Annotated in this window: 17 protein-coding genes and 1 riboswitch; of the genes, 9 read left to right on the top strand and 8 right to left on the bottom strand. The window is 71.3% G+C overall.

What is annotated here, in order from left to right:
• Positions 1-36 precede the first annotated feature (36 nt).
• Positions 37-609, bottom strand: coding sequence for a hypothetical protein (locus B124_RS15920; protein ID WP_496503488.1), 573 nt, complete (start codon positions 607-609; stop codon positions 37-39).
• Between the two features lie 80 nt (positions 610-689).
• Here B124_RS15920 and B124_RS15915 point away from each other — a divergent pair, with 80 nt between their 5' ends.
• Together B124_RS15915 and B124_RS15910 are read left to right on the top strand one after the other, a co-directional pair.
• On the top strand, positions 690-1,658 hold the full coding sequence (locus B124_RS15915; RefSeq protein ID WP_496503487.1) for a diacylglycerol/lipid kinase family protein: 969 nt from the start codon (positions 690-692) through the stop codon (positions 1,656-1,658).
• Between the two features lie 316 nt (positions 1,659-1,974).
• Complete coding sequence (locus tag B124_RS15910) at positions 1,975-2,232, top strand: WhiB family transcriptional regulator (RefSeq protein WP_018835069.1); 258 nt, start codon at positions 1,975-1,977, stop codon at positions 2,230-2,232.
• 274 nt (positions 2,233-2,506) lie between these two features.
• Here B124_RS15910 and B124_RS15905 read toward each other — a convergent pair whose 3' ends face one another.
• Together B124_RS15905 and B124_RS15900 are read right to left on the bottom strand one after the other, a co-directional pair.
• On the bottom strand, positions 2,507-3,988 hold the full coding sequence (locus B124_RS15905) for a sensor histidine kinase (protein WP_496503486.1): 1,482 nt from the start codon (positions 3,986-3,988) through the stop codon (positions 2,507-2,509).
• Between the two features lie 377 nt (positions 3,989-4,365).
• Positions 4,366-4,998, bottom strand: a complete 633-nt coding sequence (locus B124_RS15900; RefSeq protein ID WP_496503485.1) for a TetR/AcrR family transcriptional regulator — start codon at positions 4,996-4,998, stop codon at positions 4,366-4,368.
• A gap of 80 nt (positions 4,999-5,078) precedes the next feature.
• Here B124_RS15900 and B124_RS15895 point away from each other — a divergent pair, with 80 nt between their 5' ends.
• Positions 5,079-5,831, top strand: coding sequence for an SDR family oxidoreductase (locus B124_RS15895; protein WP_496503484.1), 753 nt, complete (start codon positions 5,079-5,081; stop codon positions 5,829-5,831).
• Between the two features lie 69 nt (positions 5,832-5,900).
• Here the strand turns inward: B124_RS15895 and B124_RS15890 are convergent, their stop codons facing one another.
• The 5 genes from B124_RS15890 to B124_RS15870 form a co-directional block, all read right to left on the bottom strand.
• Positions 5,901-6,959 (bottom strand): SIS domain-containing protein, encoded by a 1,059-nt coding sequence (locus tag B124_RS15890; RefSeq protein ID WP_496503483.1) that lies wholly within the window; start codon positions 6,957-6,959, stop codon positions 5,901-5,903.
• Between the two features lie 44 nt (positions 6,960-7,003).
• Positions 7,004-8,575, bottom strand: coding sequence for a glycoside hydrolase family 3 protein (locus B124_RS15885; RefSeq protein ID WP_496503482.1), 1,572 nt, complete (start codon positions 8,573-8,575; stop codon positions 7,004-7,006).
• 61 nt (positions 8,576-8,636) lie between these two features.
• Entirely contained in the window at positions 8,637-9,467 is an 831-nt protein-coding gene (locus tag B124_RS15880) for a carbohydrate ABC transporter permease (protein WP_496503481.1), read from the bottom strand.
• Positions 9,464-10,450 carry a carbohydrate ABC transporter permease gene (locus tag B124_RS15875; RefSeq protein ID WP_496503480.1) on the bottom strand — a complete coding sequence of 329 codons (987 nt, stop codon included), beginning with the start codon at positions 10,448-10,450 and terminating at the stop codon, positions 9,464-9,466. The genes B124_RS15880 and B124_RS15875 overlap by 4 nt, the downstream gene beginning before the upstream one ends.
• Positions 10,451-10,540: 90 nt before the next feature.
• The gene (locus B124_RS15870) at positions 10,541-11,827 is read right to left on the bottom strand and encodes an extracellular solute-binding protein (RefSeq protein WP_496503479.1); all 1,287 of its coding nucleotides are present in this window, start codon (positions 11,825-11,827) and stop codon (positions 10,541-10,543) included.
• A 317-nt stretch (positions 11,828-12,144) separates the two neighbouring features.
• Between B124_RS15870 and B124_RS15865 the strand changes: the two genes are divergently transcribed.
• From B124_RS15865 to B124_RS15840, 6 genes are all read left to right on the top strand, one after another.
• Entirely contained in the window at positions 12,145-12,951 is an 807-nt protein-coding gene (locus B124_RS15865; RefSeq protein WP_496503478.1) for a GntR family transcriptional regulator, read from the top strand.
• Positions 12,952-13,114: 163 nt separating this feature from the next.
• Complete coding sequence (locus B124_RS15860; protein ID WP_496503477.1) at positions 13,115-15,337, top strand: carbon starvation CstA family protein; 2,223 nt, start codon at positions 13,115-13,117, stop codon at positions 15,335-15,337.
• On the top strand, positions 15,334-15,537 hold the full coding sequence (locus B124_RS15855; protein WP_496503476.1) for a YbdD/YjiX family protein: 204 nt from the start codon (positions 15,334-15,336) through the stop codon (positions 15,535-15,537). Before B124_RS15860 ends, B124_RS15855 begins: the two co-directional genes overlap by 4 nt.
• A gap of 94 nt (positions 15,538-15,631) precedes the next feature.
• Positions 15,632-16,150: a GNAT family N-acetyltransferase gene (locus B124_RS15850; protein WP_496503475.1), complete on the top strand. Its 519-nt coding sequence runs from the start codon at positions 15,632-15,634 to the stop codon at positions 16,148-16,150.
• A gap of 58 nt (positions 16,151-16,208) precedes the next feature.
• Positions 16,209-16,356: riboswitch (cobalamin riboswitch) on the top strand.
• Between the two features lie 112 nt (positions 16,357-16,468).
• On the top strand, positions 16,469-18,958 hold the full coding sequence (locus tag B124_RS15845; protein WP_496503474.1) for a ribonucleoside-diphosphate reductase subunit alpha: 2,490 nt from the start codon (positions 16,469-16,471) through the stop codon (positions 18,956-18,958).
• Positions 18,949-19,974, top strand: a complete 1,026-nt coding sequence (locus B124_RS15840; protein ID WP_496503473.1) for a ribonucleotide-diphosphate reductase subunit beta — start codon at positions 18,949-18,951, stop codon at positions 19,972-19,974. Before B124_RS15845 ends, B124_RS15840 begins: the two co-directional genes overlap by 10 nt.
• The last annotated feature ends 15 nt before the right edge of the window (positions 19,975-19,989 follow it).

Genomic DNA, 19,989 nt, shown 5'->3' with positions numbered 1-19,989 from the left:
GGTCGTACGCCCGCTCCCCCGGCGTACGCCCAGGCCCTAGGCCGTCCGGCTCGGGCCCACGCCCAGCGCTTCGGCCGAACTCGGGCTGAGCACGCACACGAGCGACACCACCGCGACCGCCCCCAGCGCGAGGCCCAGCGGCAGCAGCACGCCGCCCGCGGACACCATCGCGAAGGCGACCGGGAGCGCCAGGATCTGCGTGATCAGCGAGGGGCCCCGGCTCCAACTGCGCTGCCGCCACAGCCCGAGCGCGGCGGCCAGCGGCAGCGCGGCGAGCACCAGCACGGTGGCCCCGCCGAAGACGGCCTGACGGGTGCTGTCCGGCTCACCGGCGATCCCGAGCACGACTTCGTAGGCCCCGAGGGCGGCGATGACGACCCCCTCGACCGCGGTCAGCACGGCGGCGACGCTCACCCGCGGCGGTCGCGGCCCCCGCTCCCCGGCGACTTTCCCGGCCCCGTCTGCGGCAACCTTGCCGGCCCCGGTGTCCGTGTCCTTCGCGGCCCCCGGCTTCCGCCCGGCCGCCTCAGCCGCACCCGCCCCGGCCGTCTTCTCCCGCCCGGGCCGGGCCGCCTGCTTCCGCCCGCCCCGGCCCTGCGTTCCGCTCATGCTCTCCAGCCTACTGGGGCCCGGGCGCCCACTACGCCGGGGCTGGGCCCGTCTACTTTTCGGTAGGTAACCTGCATGCCATGCGTGCGCTCCTCGTGGTGAATCCCGCCGCCACCGACACCAGTGCCCGGACCCGCGACGTGCTGATCCACGCACTCGCCAGCGACCTGAAGCTGGAGACGGTCACCACCGAGTACCGGGGCCACGCCCGCGACGTCGCGCGGCAGGCGGCGGACAGCGGCGAGGTGGACGTCGTCGTGGCGCTCGGCGGCGACGGCACGGTCAACGAGGTCGTCAACGGCCTGCTGCACCACGGCCCCGCGCCCGCAGAGCTGCCCCGTCTCGCCGTCGTCCCCGGCGGTTCCACGAACGTCTTCGCCCGCGCCCTCGGCCTGCCCAACGACGCGGTCGAGGCCACCGGCGCGCTGCTCGACGCCATGCACTCCGGCAGCGAGCGCACCGTCGGCCTCGGGCTCGCCTCCGGCACCCCGGGCACCGACGACGAGGGCGCGCCGGCGCGCTGGTTCACGTTCTGTGCGGGCATGGGCTTCGACGCGGGCGTCGTCGGCCGCGTCGAGCAGAAGCGCGAGCGCGGCAAAAAGTCCACGCACCCGCTCTACGTCCGGCAGTTGCTGCGCCAGTGGTTCGGCGAGGTCGACCGCCGGCACGGCGCGATCACGCTGCGGCGCCCGGGCGGGGACCCCGTCGAGGGCCTGGTGCTCTCGCTCGTCTGCAACACCTCGCCGTGGAGCTATCTGGGCAACCGCCCCCTCTACGCGACCCCCGGCGCGTCCTTCGACACCGCCCTCGACGTGCTCGGACTCGCCCGCCTCTCCACTCCCGCGCTGCTGCGCTACGGCACCCAGCTGCTCACTTCCTCGCCGGAGCGCGGGCCGCACGGCAAGCACGCGGTGTCGCTGCACGACCTCACCGACTTCACCTTGGAATCACAGGCCCCACTGCCCTTCCAGATGGACGGTGACCACCTCGGACTGCGTACGAGCGTGACCTTCACAGGCGTACGGCGCGCACTGCGTGTGATTGTGTGAGTGGAAGGCCCTAAAGTCCTTCCAGTCGAACGTTTAGGCTGCGCCTCACCCCCTGGAAGTGGGGCCCTTACCCAACTGAGACCAAGGAATCCAAAGAAACTTCTCGGAAGGGGTTGTATCCGAAGCTGAGGTTTGCGAACCTCTTCATGGCGGCCGGAGCGCCTCCCCTCAGGGGACCCCCCTCCGGCGCACTCGCCCCCTCCACATGTTGAAGGTCACACCGGAAATCTGACCGGACCCCTTCACTTGTCGGAGGATTCGTGAAAGCGTTCACATTCACAAGCAACTGACAGCAACGCGAAGAGATGGAGCAGTCATGGACTGGCGTCACAGCGCCGTTTGCCGCGAGGAAGACCCCGAGCTCTTCTTCCCGATCGGCAACACCGGTCCTGCGCTGCTGCAGATCGAGGAAGCCAAGGCCGTCTGCCGTCGCTGCCCCGTGATGGAGCAGTGCCTGCAGTGGGCGCTGGAGTCCGGTCAGGACTCCGGGGTCTGGGGTGGCCTCAGCGAGGACGAGCGCCGCGCGATGAAGCGCCGCGCCGCCCGCAACCGGGCGCGCAGGGCAAGCGCCTGACCCGGTACCCCCCGGATGCGCGAAGGCGCCGTGGGACCCACGGCGCCGCTCTCCCCGAGCCGCAGCGCAGCAGCCGTACAGCCGCACCACGAGTCACCTGAGAGCCCCGGAGCCGCTGGCCCGGGGCTTTTTGCTGCCTGACGCAGCCGCGCGCCGGATGACCGTTGCCGTACGAACGTACGCGCCCGCCGCGCCGGCAGCCCGGTCGTCAACTCAGTCGGCAGCTCAGCCGTCAACTGCGCCGTCCGCTTCCGTACCCCCAACCCCCGGCGCGTCAGCGCTTTTCGGGGTGCACGGGAATGTCGAACACCACCCGCGTGCCCCCCTCCGGCGCCCGCGCCATCGAAAACGTGCCCGCCAACTCCCCCTCGACCAGCGTGCGTACGATCTGCAGCCCCAGGCTCCCGGACGTCGCCGGGTCGAACCCCTCCGGCAGCCCCCGCCCGTCGTCCTGCACGGTGACCAGCAGCCGGCCGTCCTGCCTGCCGCTGGAGCGCAGCGCGGTGACCTCCACGCGCCCCGACTCCCCCGGTCCGAAGCCGTGTTCCAGGGCGTTCTGCAGCACCTCGGTCAGCACCATGGACAGCGGCGTGGCGACCTCCGCCCGCAGCACGCCGAAGCGGCCGGTGCGGTGTCCCGTCACCCGGCCGGGGCTGATCTCCGCCACCATCGCCACCACCCGGTCGGCGATCTCGTCGAACTCCACGGTCTCGTCGAGGTTCTGCGACAGCGTCTCGTGCACGATGGCGATCGAGCCGACCCGCCGCACCGCCTCGTCCAGCGCGGCCCGCGCCCGCCCGTCGGGATCCTCGGCGGCCAGCCGGCGGGACTGGAGCCGCAGCAGGGCGGCGACGGTCTGCAGGTTGTTCTTCACCCGGTGGTGGATCTCGCGGATCGTGGCGTCCTTGGTCATCAGCTCGCGCTCGCGCCGCCGGATCTCGGTGACGTCGCGCAGGAGCACCAGCGACCCGATGCGCGTCCCGCGCGGCTTCAGCGGGATCGCGCGCAGTTGGATCACGCCGCCGTTGCCCTCCACCTCCGCCTCCCGCGGCGCCCACCCGCTGGCGAGCTTGACCAGCGCCTCGTCCACCGGCTCCTTGCTGACGGCCAGCTCCGAGGTGGCCTGGCCGAGGTGGCGGCCGACGAGGTCGGCGGCCTGGCCGAGGCGGTGGTAGGCGGACAGCGCGTTGGGCGAGGCGTACTGCACGATGCCGTCCGCGTCGAGCCGGATGAGCCCGTCGCCGACCCGCGGCGAGGTCTCCGTGTCGCCCTGCTGGCCTGGGTAGGGGAAGGCGCCCGCCGCGATCATCTGCGCGAGGTCGGACGCGCTCTGCAGATACGTCAGCTCCAGCCGGCTGGGGGTGCGCACGGTCAGCAGGTTGGTGTTGCGGGCGATGACGCCCAGCACGCGGCTCTCCCGGCGCACGGGGATGGACTCGATCCGTACGGGCACCTCCTCGCGCCACTCCGGATCGCCCTCGCGCACGATCCGGCCCTCGTCGAGGGCCGCGTCGAGCATGGGGCGCCGGCCGCGCGGGACGGTGTGGCCGACCATGTCGTCCTGGTACGAGGTGGGGCCGGTGTTCGGACGCATCTGCGCCACGGAGACGTACCGGGCGCCGTCGACGGTCGGGACCCAGAGCACGAGGTCGGCGAAGGACAGGTCGGCGAGCAACTGCCACTCCGAAACGAGGAGGTGCAGCCACTCCAGGTCGGTCTCGCTCAGCGCCGTGTGCCGGCGGACGAGTTCGTTCATGGACGGCACACCTGGAGCCTACCGGCGCCGCCACGAAGCCCCCGCGGCCCGCCGCCCAGGGCGGCAGCGGTCCGGCCCGCCGGGATCACTCCGGCCCGCGCCGCGGCCAAGCCGCCGGCGCCCCGCGGCGCGGGCCGCTGGCCGGAACGCACTTCGGGCCGCGATGCCTGGACCGGGACCCTCAACCCGTCCGGCACCGCGGCCCGGAGCCAAGCACCGGTGCGCACGTCGCGAGGTGTGCGGCCCCGCGGCGTCGCAGCCGGTGAGGAGGCCGGGGACGCAGTCAGGGCAGAGAACGTCTCGGGCCTCGTTCCGCCCCGTCGTGCGGAAGGGGCGGAAGCCTGACAAGCATTGTGGACTAGACCACTCCCGGCTGTCTACGCCCCGGACACACCGACTTGCCGGCCCTGGGCCGCCGCCGCGAAGCCGGCCGCGGCGACCTCCGCCACCCGCTTCAGCAGCTCCCGGTCCGCACCGTCCCTGGCCTGCGTGGACAGGCCCTGGAGCACGGCCCCGACATAGCTCACGAGCTTCTCGGCATCGGTGTCGGGCGGCAGCACGCCGGCGGCCACGTCGGCGTGGACGCGCGCGGTCATCGCCGCCGTGTTCCGGGCGCGCAGCTCGCGCATCATCGCCACCACCTCCGGGGTGGTGGCGCTCACGCCGACGCTGAGGACCATGCAGCCGCGGGGCCGGGCGGGCTCGGTGTAGCCGACGGCGGCCTCGCGCAGGATGCGCGTGAAGGCGGCGACGGCCGTGGGCTCCTCGGCCATCGCCCGGTCGATGAACATGCCGTTGTCGCTCGTCCCGTACGCCTCGACCGCGGCGTCGAAGAGCGCCTTCTTGTCGCCGAAGGCGGCGTACAGGCTGGGCGCGCCGATGCCGAGGACGCGGGTGAGGTCGGCGACCGAGGTGGCCTCGTAGCCGTGCTGCCAGAAGGCGTGCAGGGCCTTCTCCAGCGCCTCGTCGCGGTCGAAGGAGCGGGGGCGTCCGCGTCGGTTGGTGGCCATGGCACCAATTCTATAGCGCCCACTAGACAATGTGATACGGTCCTTTCTATAGCGACCTTTACAGAAAGGGGGGCGCCGCCATGGGCGCGCTCACTGGGAAGACGGCACTGGTCACGGGCGCAAGCCGCGGCATCGGCCGGGCGATCGCGGAGCGGCTGGGCCGGGACGGCGCGCGCGTCGCCGTGCACTACGGCAGCAACGAGGCCGCGGCGAAGGAGACCGTCGCTGCGATCGAGGCGGCCGGGGGCGAGGCGTTCGCGATCCGGGCCGAGCTGGGCGTGCCGGGCGACGCGGCGGCGCTGTGGGCGGAGTTCGACCGGCACGCGGACGGACTGGACATCCTGGTCAACAACGCGGGTGTCGCGCTGCAGGCGCTCGTCGAGGACACCGAGGAGGCCGACTTCGACCGGCTGTTCGCGGTGAACACCAGGGCGCCGTTCTTCGTCACCAAGCTGGGCCTGCCCCGGATGCGGGACGGCGGGCGCATCGTCAACGTCTCCACGGTGGCCACGCACGCGGCGATGATGCCGACGCTGCTGGCGTACACGATGACGAAGAGCGCGGTCGACGCCTTCACCAAGTTCCTGTCGAAGTCCGTCGGCGAGCGGGGCATCACCGTCAACGCGATCGGGCCCGGCGCCCTCGACACCGACATGAACGCCGACTGGCTGCGCGACAACGACGACGCCAAGGCCGGCATGGCCGCGATGTCCCCGCTCGGCCGGATCCCGGAGGTGAGCGAGGTCGCGGACCAGGTGGCGTATCTGGCCTCCCCCGCGGCCGGCGTGCTGACCGGCCTGTACGTGGACGTCTCCGGCGGCGTGGTGCTGTAACGCACGCGCGTACGGGCACGGCCCCGGCTCCCTCGCGGGGGGCCGGGGCCGTAGTCGTACGAGACAGGTTCAGCGGGTCTCGGTGACCTTCGCCAGCGAGCGCGGCGCGTCGGGGTCCTGGCCGCGGGCGATGGTGACCTCGTACGCCAGCAGTTGCAGCGGCAGGATCTCCAGGATCGGCTGCACCTCCTCCGCCACCCCCGCCGTCGGCAGGGCGAAGCCTCCCGCGGCGGCGGCGACCTGCGCCTGGGGGCCGATGACGACGAGGTCCGCGCCGCGGTCCCGCAGCCGGTCCAGCACCGGCTGCAGCGCCTCGCCGCCGCGGCCGTCGGTGACGATGGCGATGACCGGCGAGACGTTGTCGACCATGGCCAGCGGGCCGTGCAGCAGGTCGGCGCCGGAGTAGGAGAGCGCCGGGATGTACGACGTCTCCATCAGCTTCAGCGCCGCCTCCTTGGCCGTCGGATAGCCGAAGCCGCGCGAGGTGAGGACCATCCGCTCGGCGAAGCGGTAGCGCTGGGCCAGGGCCTTCACCTCGTCCTGCCGGGCGAGGATCTTCTCGGCCAGCTCCGGCAGCGTCGCCGCCGCTGCTCCCTGATCGCCGTGCTCGCCGCGCATGCCCTCGACGAAGAGGTAGAGCGCCAGCAGCGAGGCGGTGTACGTCTTGGTCGCCGGCAGCGCCTTCTCCGGGCCGGCGAGCACGTCGATGTGGTACTCGCTGACGCCGGCCAGCGGTGAGTCGGGGTTGTTCGTCACCGCCAGCGTGATGGCGCCGGCCTCGCGGGCGGCCCGGGTGGAGGCGACGAGGTCGGGCGAGCCGCCGGACTGGCTGACCGTGATCACCAGCACGTCGGTGAGGTCCTGCTTGGCCTCGTACGCCGTGGTGGTGGACATCGACGTCAGCCCGCACGGCAGGCCGAGCCGGATCTCCAGCAGGTACTTGGCGTACAGCGCGGCGTTGTCCGACGTGCCGCGCGCGGTCAGCAGGACGAAGCGCGGCGCGCGGGCCGCGATCGCCTCGGCGACCCGGCGGATCTCCGGGGCGCCCTGCGTCAGGACGCGGCGCAGGGCCTCGGGCTGTTCGGCCATCTCGCCGGCCATGATCCGGCCCGGCTGGGCGGCAGTCATGCGGGGTGCCTCCGTAGTGCGGTGTCAGGTGGTGAGGGCGGTAATCAGGCCCCGGCGCCCTTGCCGGTGACGACCTCCGCGGCGGCGCGCCCGCAGACGCGGGCGGCACCGTGCGTCGCGATGTGCAGCGCCCCGCGCGGCGGCGCCTGCGGTACGCCCATCTCCACCACGACGGTGTCGGGACGGGCTTCGAGCAGGGCGTCGAGCGCGTCCGCCATCCAGGAGTGACGGTGGACGTCGCGCACCACTGCGACGATCCTACGATCACCGGCCGCCGCGAGCACATGTGCGGTCAGCGCCGACAAACCCTCCCGGCTCGCCGCGTCCCCTCCCGTGCCGTCCGCGGCGCCCAGCGCCGACCCGTCGAAGACCGCGGACTCGGTGCCGGGCAGTGCCCGCTCCAGCTCCGCGCCGACGCCCCACGGGGTCTCCTGCCCCACCGCGATGCTGGCCACCGGCGTGAACCCGGCGACGTACACCGGGCCGGCCGGCGGCTCGTACGCCGCGGCCCCCGTGACGCGCAGCGCCCGGCGGGCCGCAGCCTGGCCGACGCCGGGGTCCGGCGCGATCCCCGCCACCGCGCCGGACGCCGCCGACGCCGACCAGGCCGCCAGCGCCCGTACCCGGGCGGCGGCGTCGGCCAGCCGCTCCTCGGGCAGGTCCCCGCTGCGCACCGCGGCCACCAGGGCGTCTCTGGTGCGCAGCACGATCTCCTCGTCGCCGCGGGACCCGATGCACATCGCGTCCGCGCCGGCGGCGACGGCCCGTACGGCACCGCCCTCGATGCCGTACTGCGCGGCGATGGCCTGCATCTCCAGCGCGTCGGTGATGATCAGGCCGTCGAAGCCGAGGCCGCCGTAGACGGCCGGGGCGCGCAGCAGGCCGGTGAGCGCCTCGGGGCTGACGGTGGCGGGCAGCTCGGTGCGGAGCGCGGGCAGCAGGATGTGCGCGCTCATCACGGCCTTGGTGCCGGCCGCGATCGCGGCCCGGAACGGCACCAGCTCGCGGTCGCGCAGCACGCCGAGGGAGACGTCGACCCGCGGCATGGCGTGGTGTGAGTCGACGCTGGTGTCGCCGTGCCCGGGGAAGTGCTTCGCGCAGGCGCTGACGCCCGCGTCCTGCAGGCCCTCGATGTACGCGGCGGTGTGCCGGGCGACCAGCTCCGGGTCGGCGCCGAAGGAGCGCACGCCGATGACCGGGTTGTCCGGGTTGGAGTTGACGTCGGCGGACGGGGCCCAGTCGAGGTTCACGCCGACCTCGGCGAGCCGGCGGCCCAGCTCGCGGGCGACGGCCCGGGTGAGGTCGGGGTCGTCGACGGCGCCGAGGGCGAGGTTGCCGGGGAACGAGGAGCCGGTACGCACCTCGAGGCGGGTGACGTCGCCGCCCTCCTCGTCCATCGCCACCAGCACCTCGGGCCGGACGGCGCGCAGCCGCGCGGTGAGCCGGGCGACCTGCTCGGGGTTCTCGATGTTGCGGCCGAAGAGCCCGACGCCGGTCAGGCCCTCGTCGAGGCGGCGCAGCACCCAGTCCGGGGGCTCGGTACCCAGGAAGCTCGGCTGGAGTACGGCAAGAGCGTCCCGGGTCAGCGTGTCAGTGCTCCCTGCGAGTGTCGTCATGGCCGTCGTGCTGTCCCTTCCCGCGGTGGGTCGTCCCCGCCGCAGCTTACGAGGTGGTGCGTCAGCCCTTCACGGCGCCGGCGGTGAGACCGGCGGTGACCTTGCGCTGGAGGTACAGGAAGAGCAGCAGGATGGGCAGGGCGAACAGCGACGCGGCGGCCATGGTGGCGCCCCAGTCGTCGCCGAACTGGGTCTGGAACTGCGACAGCCACAGCGGCAGGGTCTGCGCCTCGGCCTCCTTGTTGACCACGAGCACGAGGGCGAACTCGTTCCAGGCGGTGATGAACCCGAACAGCGAGGTGGCCATCAGGCCGGGCGCCAGCAGCGGGAAGATCACCTTGCGGAACGCCTGGGTACGGGTGGCGCCGTCGACCATGGCCGCCTCCTCCAGGTCCTTGGGCACCGCGGCCACGTAGGTACGCAGGGTCAGGATCGTCAGCGGCAGCACCATCACGGTGTAGAAGAGCGTCAGCGGCACCAGGCTGTTGAGCATGTCGGCGTCGCGCACCAGCATGTACACCGAGATGACCATGACTTCCCAGGGCGCCATCTGCGCGAACATGAACAGCAGGATGACGCCGCTGCGGCCCCGGAACCGCATCCGCGCGAGGGCGAAGGACGCGAAGAGGGCGATGAGCAGCGAGATGCCGACCGCCAGCAGGGTCACCGTGAGCGAGTTCTTCCAGAAGTTCCAGAAGTTGTCGGCGTCGAAGGCCGTGCGGTAGTGCTCGAAGGTCGGGTCCAGGGGGAACCAGACCGGGTCGTCGCTGATGATGTCGCCGGTCGGCTTGAAGGACGTGGCGAACATCCAGTAGACGGGGAAGAGGAAGAGCACGCACAGCACCAGGGCCGTCGCGTTGGGCCAGAAGCGGCCGATGAACGAGCGCCTCACGAGTCTTCCCTCTCCTGCTTCATGGCCATGCGGATGTAGTACGACGTCAGCCCCATCAGCACCAGGATGGTGAGCACGGAGATCGCCGCGCCCATGCCGTAGTGCTGGTTGCCGACGCCCTCGACGAAGGCGTAGACGGGCAGCGTCTCGGTGAGCCGGTCGGGTCCGCCGCCGTTGATCGCGTAGACGTGCGGGAACGCCTTGAAGATCCAGATGATCTCCAGGAACGTGGTGGCGATCAGGAACGGCTTGATGAACGGGAAGGTCACCGAGGTGAACGTGCGCCAGGCGCCGGCGCCGTCCAGGCCGGCGGCCTCGTACAGCTCCTTGGCGATCGTGGTCGTGGCGGCGTAGAGGTTGATCGCCACGAACGGGATCGACGTCCAGACGAGCATCACCGTGATCACGAAGAACGTGGAGAACTGGCTGCTGGTCCAGGAGTAGTCGGCCATCGAGTGCCAGCCGAGCTTGTCCAGGATCCAGTTGACGACGCCGTAGCGCTCAGCGAACAGCCACTGGTAGACGGTGGTGGCCGCGATGATGGGCATCGCCCAGGCGAGCACGAGCGCCATCATCAGGGTGAGCCGCATCCGGCGGCCGAGCCGGGCGAGCAGCAGCCCGATCAGGGTGCCGAACAGCATGATGAGCGCCACGTTGACCGCGGTGAAGACCACGGTCCGCAGGGTGACGCGCCAGAAGTCCTCGCCGCCGAGGACGTCGGTGTAGTTGTCGAAGCCGTTCCACTCGGTGAGGTGCTGGATCAGCTCCTTCATGCCGAGCTTCTGGAACGACAGGATGCCGTTCTTCACCAGCGGGTAGCCGAGCAGCACCGCGGTGATCACCAGTGCGGGCAGCAGCAGCAGGTACGGGAGGGCGCCGGCCGATCCCTGGGCCTTGCGGTGGCGGCCGGGCGGTGGGGGCGGTGTCGTACGGGCGCGGCCCTGGGTCTTCTCGGTGGCCGGCCCCGGTATCTGCACAGTCATGATGCGGTGATCTCTTCGGGACGAGGTGGTTTCGGACCCGCGGGGGCGGGCGGGGCCGGGTCGTACCCGGTCCCGCCCGCCCGATGGCGCTTACTCCTGCGCGAGGCGCTCGTTCAGGTCGTCCTCGACCGACTCGGCCGCTTCCTCGTGGGAGTCACCGTTGAGGTAGGCGGTCATGTAGGACTTGATGGGGTTGGGGGTGTTCTCCACCGCGCCCCACTCGGGGATGAGCGGCGTGGTGCCGCCGACGGCTGCGGACGGCGCCGCGGCCTCGGCCGCCTCGTTGCCCTCCAGCTTCGACTGCAGCGAGTCCTTGTTGGGGATCACGCCGTTGGCAGCGGCCAGGGCGCCCTCGTGCTTGTCGGACAGGGCGGTCTTCAGGAACTCCTGGGCGAGTTCCTGCTTGTCGCTGCCGGCGGCGATGGCCAGGTTGGAGCCGCCGAGGAAGACGCTCTCGGGGGTCTCGGCGGTCTCACCGGGGATGGTGAAGTAGCCGATCTCCTTCTCGAAGTTCTTGTCCTTGCTGGCCTCGATCGCGATGCCGGCTTCCCAGCCCATGCCGATGATCGCGCCGGTCTTGCCCTTGCCGAAGACCTCGCCCTGCTGCGGGGTGGCCTCGTCCTTGTCCTTGGGCGCCGTGGAGTAGTCGGCGTACTGCTTGTAGATCTCCATGGCCTGGCCGACCTTGGGGTCGGCCAGGTTGGAGACCCACGTGTCGCCGTCCTGCTTCACCAGCTCGGCGTCCTGGCCGATGAGCAGGCCGTCGAAGAAGTACCAGTTCTGGCCGGGCATGTAGACCGGCTCGGCGTCGGTGTTCTTCTCGATCCTGTCGAAGGCCGCGAAGAGGTCGTCACGGGTCTTGGGCAGCTCCGTGATGCCGGCTTCCTTGAAGACCGACTTGTTGTAGAGCACCACGCGGTTGGCGAAGAACCACGGGGCGGCGTACTGCTTGCCCTCGTAGATCGACGACTCGTTGAGGGACTCGGTCCACTCGGTGCCGATCTCCTCCTTCAGCGCGGTCAGATCGGCCAGGCCGCCGGTCGCCGCGTAGGCGGGCGTCTGGGTGTTGCCGACCTCGACCACGTCGGGCGGGCTCTCCTCGGACAGCGCGGTGGTCAGCTTCTGCTGGATGCCGTTCCACTGCTGCACCTTGTATTCGAGCTTGGCGCCCGTCTTCTTCTCGAACTCGGCCTGGACGTCCTTCAGCCAGTCTTCCGGGGTCGAGCCGTCCATGGCCCAGAAGGTGAGCGTCTCGCCCTTGAACGAGCCGGGGCCGCCGCCCCCCTTCTCGTCGCCGTCACCATCGTCAGACCCGCAGGCGGCGAGGCTTGCCACCAGGCCAGCCGCCGCCAGCACCGCTACCGCCGTGCGCTTCACGTCACCCTCCTCAACATGCCGGCCCACGCCCCCCTGCCGTCGTTCGCCAGCGATTCGCCACCGAAAAGTCCTTGCTCCCGGACCCTGCCCGCGGAGTGGACTTGTGGTCTTTAATGGTTTAGACCAGGTTGACGGTCTTGGTCTGGACCAATCGTGCAACGAAGCCTGGCCTAGACCAATGAGGGTGTCAAGGGTGCGCGGCCTGCTGGTTCGGCTTCCGTTACCGGACCGACATGTGAGCTATCCCGTCACCCCGCGAGTGCACCGACGGGTGACGAGCCGTGCCAGGATGTGAGCCGCTACCAGACGGAGGAGTCATGAGGACGAACGCCGGACCGGCCGAGGGAACGCCGGCTGCGACGGTACCGGCAGCCGACGAGCCGGGACGTGCCGGGAGCAGCACCGGGCGGACCACCCGCGTGCCCAAGTACTACCGGCTCAAGCGGCACTTGCTGGAGATGACCGAGACCCTGCCTCCCGGCACCCCGGTGCCGCCGGAGCGCACCCTCGCCGCCGAGTTCGACACCTCCCGTACGACCGTGCGCCAGGCGCTGCAGGAGCTGGTCGTGGAGGGGCGGCTGGAGCGGATCCAGGGCAAGGGCACGTTCGTGGCAAAGCCCAAGGTCTCGCAGGCCCTGCAACTGACCTCGTACACCGAGGACATGCGCGCCCAGGGTCTCGAACCCACCTCGCAGCTCCTGGACATCGGCTACGTCACCGCCGGGGACCAGCTCGCCGAGCGGCTCGACATCACCCCGGGCGGGCGCGTGCTGCGCATCGAGCGGCTGCGGCTGGCCAACGGCGAGCCGATGGCCATCGAGACGACCCACCTGTCGGCCAAGCGCTTCCCCGCGCTGCGCCGCAGCCTGGTCAAGCACTCCTCGCTCTACACCGCGCTCGCCGAGGTCTACGACGTGCACCTCGCCGAGGCTGAGGAGACCATCGAGACCTCGCTCGCCACGCCCCGTGAGGCGGGGCTGCTGGGCACGGACACGGGCCTGCCGATGCTGATGCTCTCGCGCCACTCCGTCGACAGCCAGGGCGAGCCGGTGGAGTGGGTCCGGTCGGTCTACCGCGGCGACCGCTACAAGTTCGTCGCCCGCCTCCGCCGCCCGGTGGGCTGAGCGGCCGCACGGCGGCGGGCCCGGCCAGCCGCCGGGGCCGCAGCGCCCCTGCCAGGGGGTTCGTGACCAAAAAGCGACTTGTCTCCCTAGTGACGGCAGCCAACCCCTGCTCTACATTTCGAGCGCATTGCAAGAGAGTGAGAGCTCAGGGGACGGAGCCGCCATGACAGTCCAAGCACCACCGGACGTGCCGCGCAAGCCACGCCTGGAACCGAAGAGCGTTGTCCTGTGGACCGCCGTCGCCCTGGTGGGCGCCATCGGCTGGACCGTGCTGGCGCTCTCCCGGGGCGAGGAGGTCTCGGCGGCCTGGATGGTGGCCGCGGCCCTCGGCTCGTACGCCATCGGCTACCGCTTCTACTCGAAGTTCATCGCCTACCGCGTGCTCCAGGCCGACAAGACCCGCGCCACCCCCGCCGAGCGGCTCGACAACGGCATCGACTTCCAGCCGACCGACCGCCGGGTGCTCCTCGGCCACCACTTCGCCGCGATCTCCGGCGCCGGCCCGCTGGTCGGCCCGGTGCTGGCGGCGCAGATGGGCTATCTGCCGGGCACGATCTGGATCGTCGCGGGCGTCATCTTCGCGGGCGCGGTCCAGGACATGGTGGTGCTGTTCTTCTCCACCCGCCGCAACGGCCGTTCGCTCGGCCAGATGGCGCGCGAGGAGATCGGCCCGGTGGGCGGCGCCGCCGCGCTGATCGGGGTCTTCGCGATCATGATCATCCTGCTGGCGGTGCTGGCGCTGGTCATTGTCAACGCGCTGGCGGAGTCCCCCTGGGGCACGTTCTCCATCGGCATGACGATCCCGATCGCCCTGTTCATGGGCTTCTACCTGCGGATGATCCGGCCGGGCCGGATCGCCGAGGTGTCGCTGATAGGCGTCGCCCTGCTGCTGCTCGCGCTGGTCGCGGGCCGGTGGGTGGCCGAGTCCTCGCTCGCGGACACGTTCACGCTGAGCAAGGAGTCGCTGGTCATCTGGATGGTGATCTACGCCTTCATCGCCTCGGTGCTGCCGGTGTGGGCGCTGCTCGCGCCGCGCGACTACCTGTCCACGTTCATGAAGCTCGGCACGATCGCCCTGCTCTTCATCGGCGTGCTCGTGTCCGCGCCGACGCTGAAGATGGACAGCGTCACCGACTTCGCCGGCGAGGGCACCGGGCCGGTCTTCGCCGGCTCGCTGTTCCCGTTCGTCTTCATCACCATCGCCTGCGGTGCCCTGTCCGGCTTCCACGCCCTGATCTCCTCCGGCACCACGCCGAAGATGGTGCAGAAGGAGACGCAGGTGCGGATGATCGGCTACGGCTCCATGCTGATGGAGTCCTCCGTGGCGATCGTCGCGATCATCGCCGCCTGCGTGCTGGACCCGGGGCTGTACTTCGCGATGAACTCGGCGCCCACGGTGATCGGCGACACCGCGCAGTCGGCGTCGCAGGCGATCCAGGGCTTCGGGTACGAGATCACGCCGTCGGCACTGCAGGCGGCGGCCGACTCCGTCGAGGAGTCGACGCTGCTGTCCCGTACCGGCGGCGCACCGACGTTCGCCATCGGGGTCTCGGAGATCTTCTCCGACGTGACCGGGGACAGCCTGAAGGCGTTCTGGTATCACTTCGCCATCATGTTCGAGGCGCTGTTCATCCTGACGGCGCTGGACGCGGGCACCCGGGTGGGCCGCTTCATGCTGCAGGACACCCTCGGCAACATCTACAAGCCGCTCAAGCGCGTGAGCTGGTGGCCGGGGCTCATCGGCACCAGCGCGGTGGTCGTGGGCCTGTGGGGCTACTTCCTGTGGGTCGGCGTCAACGACCCCCTCGGCGGCATCAACCAGCTCTTCCCGCTCTTCGGCATCACCAACCAGCTCCTCGGCGCGATCGCGCTGACGATCTGCACCACGCTGCTGATCAAGTCGGGGCGGCTGAAGTGGGCGTGGGTGACGGGCATCCCGCTGGCCTGGGTCGCGGTGGTCACGCTCACCGCGAGCTGGCAGAAGGTGTTCTCGGACGACCCGCGGGTCGGCTTCTTCGCCCAGGGCGACGTGGCGCAGGAGCAGATCGACTCCGGCGAGCTGTCCGGGCAGGCGCTGGAGGACGCCGAGACCATCGTCACCAACACGACGGTCGACGGCGTCCTGTCCGCCGTCTTCGCGCTGCTGGTGGTCGTCGTGATCGTGGACGCGGCGCGGGTGTGCATCAAGTCGCTGCGCAATCCCGAGTCGGTGGTCAGCCACGAGGAGCCGTACCACGAGTCGTCGTTCGTCGCGCCGGCGCAACTGATCCCGACCAAGGAGGAGAAGGCGGAGCTGGCCGCGGCCGGGCTGGGCAGCGGCGGCGGGTTCAAGCCGGGCACGGGACCGCGCGCCGGCGGCGGTCCGCGGGACGGAGGCGGCTCGTGACGGGGACGGCGGCACTGGCGGCGGCCGGGCGCAAGGTCTGGTGGTACGTCCGCGAGGTGATCGGCGACACCGCGTACGAGCGCTACGCCGAGCACCTGCGCGGGCACGACCCCGACGCGCAGGTGCCCAGCCGGCGCGAGTTCGAGCGGATGCGCATGGACGCGGGTGACGACCCGCGCAAGGGCTTCCGCTGCTGCTGAGCGCGGCGCGGCGGATGCCGACGGCGTACGGGCCGCCGTCCCCGGCTTGCGGGGGCGGCGGCCCGTTGTCAGTGGGACAGGGCACACTCGGGTCATGGACTTCACGGTGCGGCCGGTGCAGCCGGCGGAGTACGAGAAGGCGGGCGAGCTGGTCGCCCGGGCGTATCAGGTGGACGGACTGCTGACGTACGGCGACGACGACGAGTACGTGCACGAGCTGCGCGACGTGCGGCGCCGGGCGACGGCCGACCGCTCTCAGGTGCTGGTCGCGGTCGACGGGGACGGCGGGCCGGACGGCGGACGGCTGCTGGGCAGCGTGACGTTCGTGACGAAGGGGTCGCCGTTCGCGGAGCTGAGCGGGCCAGGAGAAGGCGAGTTCCGGATGCTGGCGGTGGCGCGGGAGGCGCGCGGCCGGGGCGTGGGCGAGGCGCTCGTACGGGCCTGTCTGGACCGCGCCCGGGAGCTGGGCGCGCACCGGATGGTGCTGTCCAGCACGCCGGAGATGGCCCCGGCCCACCGGCTGTACGGGCGGCTGGGGTTCCTCCGCACACCCGAGCGCGACTGGTACCCGCTGCCCGGTCTGCCGCTGTGGGCCTTCGTCACGGACCTCTGAGGCGCCGTCGACACGCGGCACAACATATAGGGGTGGTTCCCAGACGAGCCACTAGATGTATTCTCTTCCAAGCTGCCGACGCAGGGGAATTCCGGTGGAAGTCCGGAGCTGTCCCGCAACGGTGAGCGATGTCCTGCCATGCCTGCCTTGCGGCGGCGTGCCCGTACGTCGTGAGCCCGAACACCTGCGGCAGTGATCGATGACGTCCGGGTCTCGCGGATTGGGCTCACGGACGCTGCCGGGTGCTGTCCGTGTGCCCGCATGCGCCCGTATCACTGCCCCTCCCGCGCGGCCCGCCGAGCGAGGGAGAGCAGGATCTTGACCATCGCACCACCGGCCGCGCCCGCGGAGCCCGCCTCAGCCGGCCCCCGTACCACCGCCGCTTCCACCGGCACTCGCAACGCCGACGACGGCCCGGCCGCCGCGCTCATCCGCACCCTCACCGAGCTGGCCGCCGACCTGCCCGCCACCGACCCCGGCCGGGTCGCCGCGGACGCGCTGCGCGGCCGGCAGCCGGGCGCCGGCGAGGCGGAGTTGCGGGAGCTGGCCACCGAGGCCGCGGCGGCGCTGATCGCCGAGGATCCGGAGTACTCGCGGCTGGCCGCCCGGCTGCTGACCCGGGCCGTCACCGAGGAGGCCGCGGCCCAGGGCGCCACCAGCTTCGCCGCGTCGATCGCCGTGGGCCACCGCGAGGGCATCGTCACCGACGCCACCGCCGCCTTCGTCCGGCGGCACGCCGCGCGCCTGGACGCCCTGGTGGACGAGGCCGTCGCCGAGGGCCGCGACGACCTCTTCGGCTACTTCGGCCTGCGCACGGTCTACACCCGCTACCTGCTGCGCCACCCCGCTCGGCGCGCCGTCATCGAGACCGCCCAGCACTTCTTCCTGCGCGTCGCCTGCGGGCTGGCCGCCGACGAATCCGACGCCGCCCTCGCCGAAGTCGCCGAGCTGTACGGGCTGATGAGCCGCCTGGACTACCTGGCCTCCTCCCCCACGCTCTTCAACTCCGGCACCCGCCACCCGCAGATGTCGGCCTGCTACCTGCTGGACTCGCCGCTGGACGAGCTGGACTCGATCTACGAGCGGTACCACCAGGTCGCCCGGCTGTCCAAGCACTCCGGCGGCATCGGCATCTCCTTCACCCGCGTCCGCTCCCGCGGTTCGCTGATCCGCGGCACCAACGGCCACTCCAACGGCATCGTCCCGTTCCTGCGCACCCTGGACGCCTCCGTCGCCGCCGTGAACCAGGGCGGCAAGCGCAAGGGCGCCGCCTGCGTCTACCTGGAGCCCTGGCACGCCGACGTCGAGGAGTTCCTGGAGCTGCGCGACAACACCGGCGAGGAGGCCCGCCGCACCCACAACCTCAACCTCGCGCACTGGATCCCGGACGAGTTCATGCGCCGCGTCGAGGCCGACGGCCTCTGGTCGCTGTTCTCGCCCGCCGACGTGCCGGAGCTGACCGACCTGTACGGCGCGGAGTTCGACGCGGCGTACACGCGCGCGGAGGCGGAGGGGCGGTACGTCAAGCAGGTCCCCGCGCGGCAGTTGTACGGGCGGATGATGCGTACCCTCGCGCAGACCGGCAACGGCTGGATGACGTTCAAGGACGCCGCCAACCGCACCGCCAACCAGACCGCCGAGCCCGGTGCCGTGGTGCACTCCTCGAACCTGTGCACCGAGATCCTGGAGGTCTCGGACGACGGCGAGACCGCGGTGTGCAACCTGGGCTCGGTCAACCTCGCCGCCCATCTGGGAGACACCGCCGGCGGCTGGGAGGGGGCGATGGACTGGGAGAAGCTGGACGCCACGGTCCGTACCGCCGTGACGTTCCTCGACCGCGTCGTCGACATCAACTTCTACCCCACTCGGCAGGCCGCCGCCTCCAACTCCCGCTGGCGGCCCGTGGGCCTGGGCGTCATGGGTCTGCAGGACGTCTTCTTCCGGCTGGGGCTGCCGTTCGACTCCGCCGAGGCGCGGGCGCTGTCCACGCGGATCGCCGAGCGCATCATGCTCGCCGCGTACGCCACCTCCGCCGGCCTCGCCGAGCGGCACGGCCCGCACCCGGCCTGGTCCCGCACCCGCGCCGCGCGCGGCGTGCTGCACCCCGACCACTACCCCGAGGCCGACGTGACCTGGCCGGAGCGCTGGGAGGCGCTGCGCGCCCGGATCGCCGGGGCCGGTCTGCGCAACTCGCTGCTGCTGGCCATCGCGCCGACCGCGACGATCGCCTCCATCGCCGGCGTCTACGAGTGCATCGAGCCGCAGGTCTCCAACCTCTTCAAGCGCGAGACGCTGAGCGGGGAGTTCCTCCAGGTCAACTCCTACCTGGTGGCCGAGTTGAAGGCGCTCGGGGTGTGGGACGCGCAGACCCGCGAGGCGCTGCGCGAGCACAACGGGTCCGTACAGGAGCTGACCTGGATCCCCGAGGAGGTCCGGGCGCGCTACCGCACGGCGTGGGAGCTGCCGCAGCGCGCGCTGATCGACATGGCCGCGGCCCGTACCCCGTACCTCGACCAGGCGCAGTCGCTCAACCTGTTCATGGCCGCGCCGACCATCGGCAAGCTCAGCTCGATGTACGCCTACGCCTGGAAGTCCGGGCTGAAGACGACGTACTACCTGCGCTCGCGCCCCGCGACCCGGATCGCCCGCTCGGCCCGCGCCACCGCACCCGCGGACCCCGCCCCCGTACCCCTGCCCGGCCCGCTGCCCGGCCCGCTGCCCGGCCCGCTGCCTGGACAGGAAACGCACGCCGACGACGCCGTCGCCTGCTCCCTGGAGAACCCCGAGACCTGCGAGGCATGCCAGTGACCGCCGCCACCGAAGCCAAGAACCTGCTCGACCCCGGCTTCGAGCTGACCCTGCGCCCCATGCGCTACCCGGACTTCTACGAGCGCTACCGGGACGCCATCAAGAACACCTGGACCGTCGAGGAGGTCGACCTCCACTCCGACGTCTCCGACCTCGCCAAGCTCTCGCCGGGCGAACAGCACCTCATCGGCCGGCTGGTGGCCTTCTTCGCCACCGGCGACTCGATCGTGGCGAACAACCTGGTGCTCACGCTCTACAAGCACATCAACTCGCCGGAGGCCCGCCTCTACCTCTCCCGCCAGCTTTTCGAGGAGGCCGTGCACGTCCAGTTCTATCTGACGCTGCTCGACACCTACCTCCCCGACCCGGACGAGCGGGCCGCCGCGTTCGCCGCCGTGGAGAACATCCCGTCGATCCGCGAGAAGGCGCGGTTCTGCTTCCGCTGGATGGACTCCGTGGAGAACATCGAGCGGCTGGAGACCCGGGAGGACCGCCGCCGCTTCCTGCTCAACCTCATCTGCTTCGCCGCCTGCATCGAGGGCCTGTTCTTCTACGGCGCGTTCGCGTACGTCTACTGGCTGCGCTCCCGCGGCCTGCTGCACGGCCTCGCCACCGGCACGAACTGGGTCTTCCGCGACGAGAGCATGCACATGAACTTCGCGTTCTCCGTGGTCGACACGGTCCGCGAGGAGGAGCCCGGCCTCTTCGACGAGGAGCTGGGGCGGCAGGTGCGCGACATGCTCGACGAGGCGGTGCAGGCGGAGCTGCAGTTCGCGCGGGACCTGTGCGGCGACGGTCTGCCGGGGATGAACACCGAGTCGATGCGCGCGTATCTGGAGTGCGTGGCGGACCAGCGGCTGGTGCGCCTCGGCTTCGCGCCGGTGTACGGGGCGCAGAACCCGTTCGCGTTCATGGAGCTGCAGGACGTGCAGGAGCTGACGAACTTCTTCGAGCGCCGCCCGTCCGCGTACCAGGTGGCGGTGGAGGGCACGGTCGCCTTCGACGACGAGTTCTGAGCACGGCCCCGAGGA

This window comes from Streptomyces sp. CNP082, from assembly GCF_059570535.1.
Note: the sequence above shows the minus strand (reverse complement) of the source record. Positions and strands in the feature narration are given on the sequence as shown.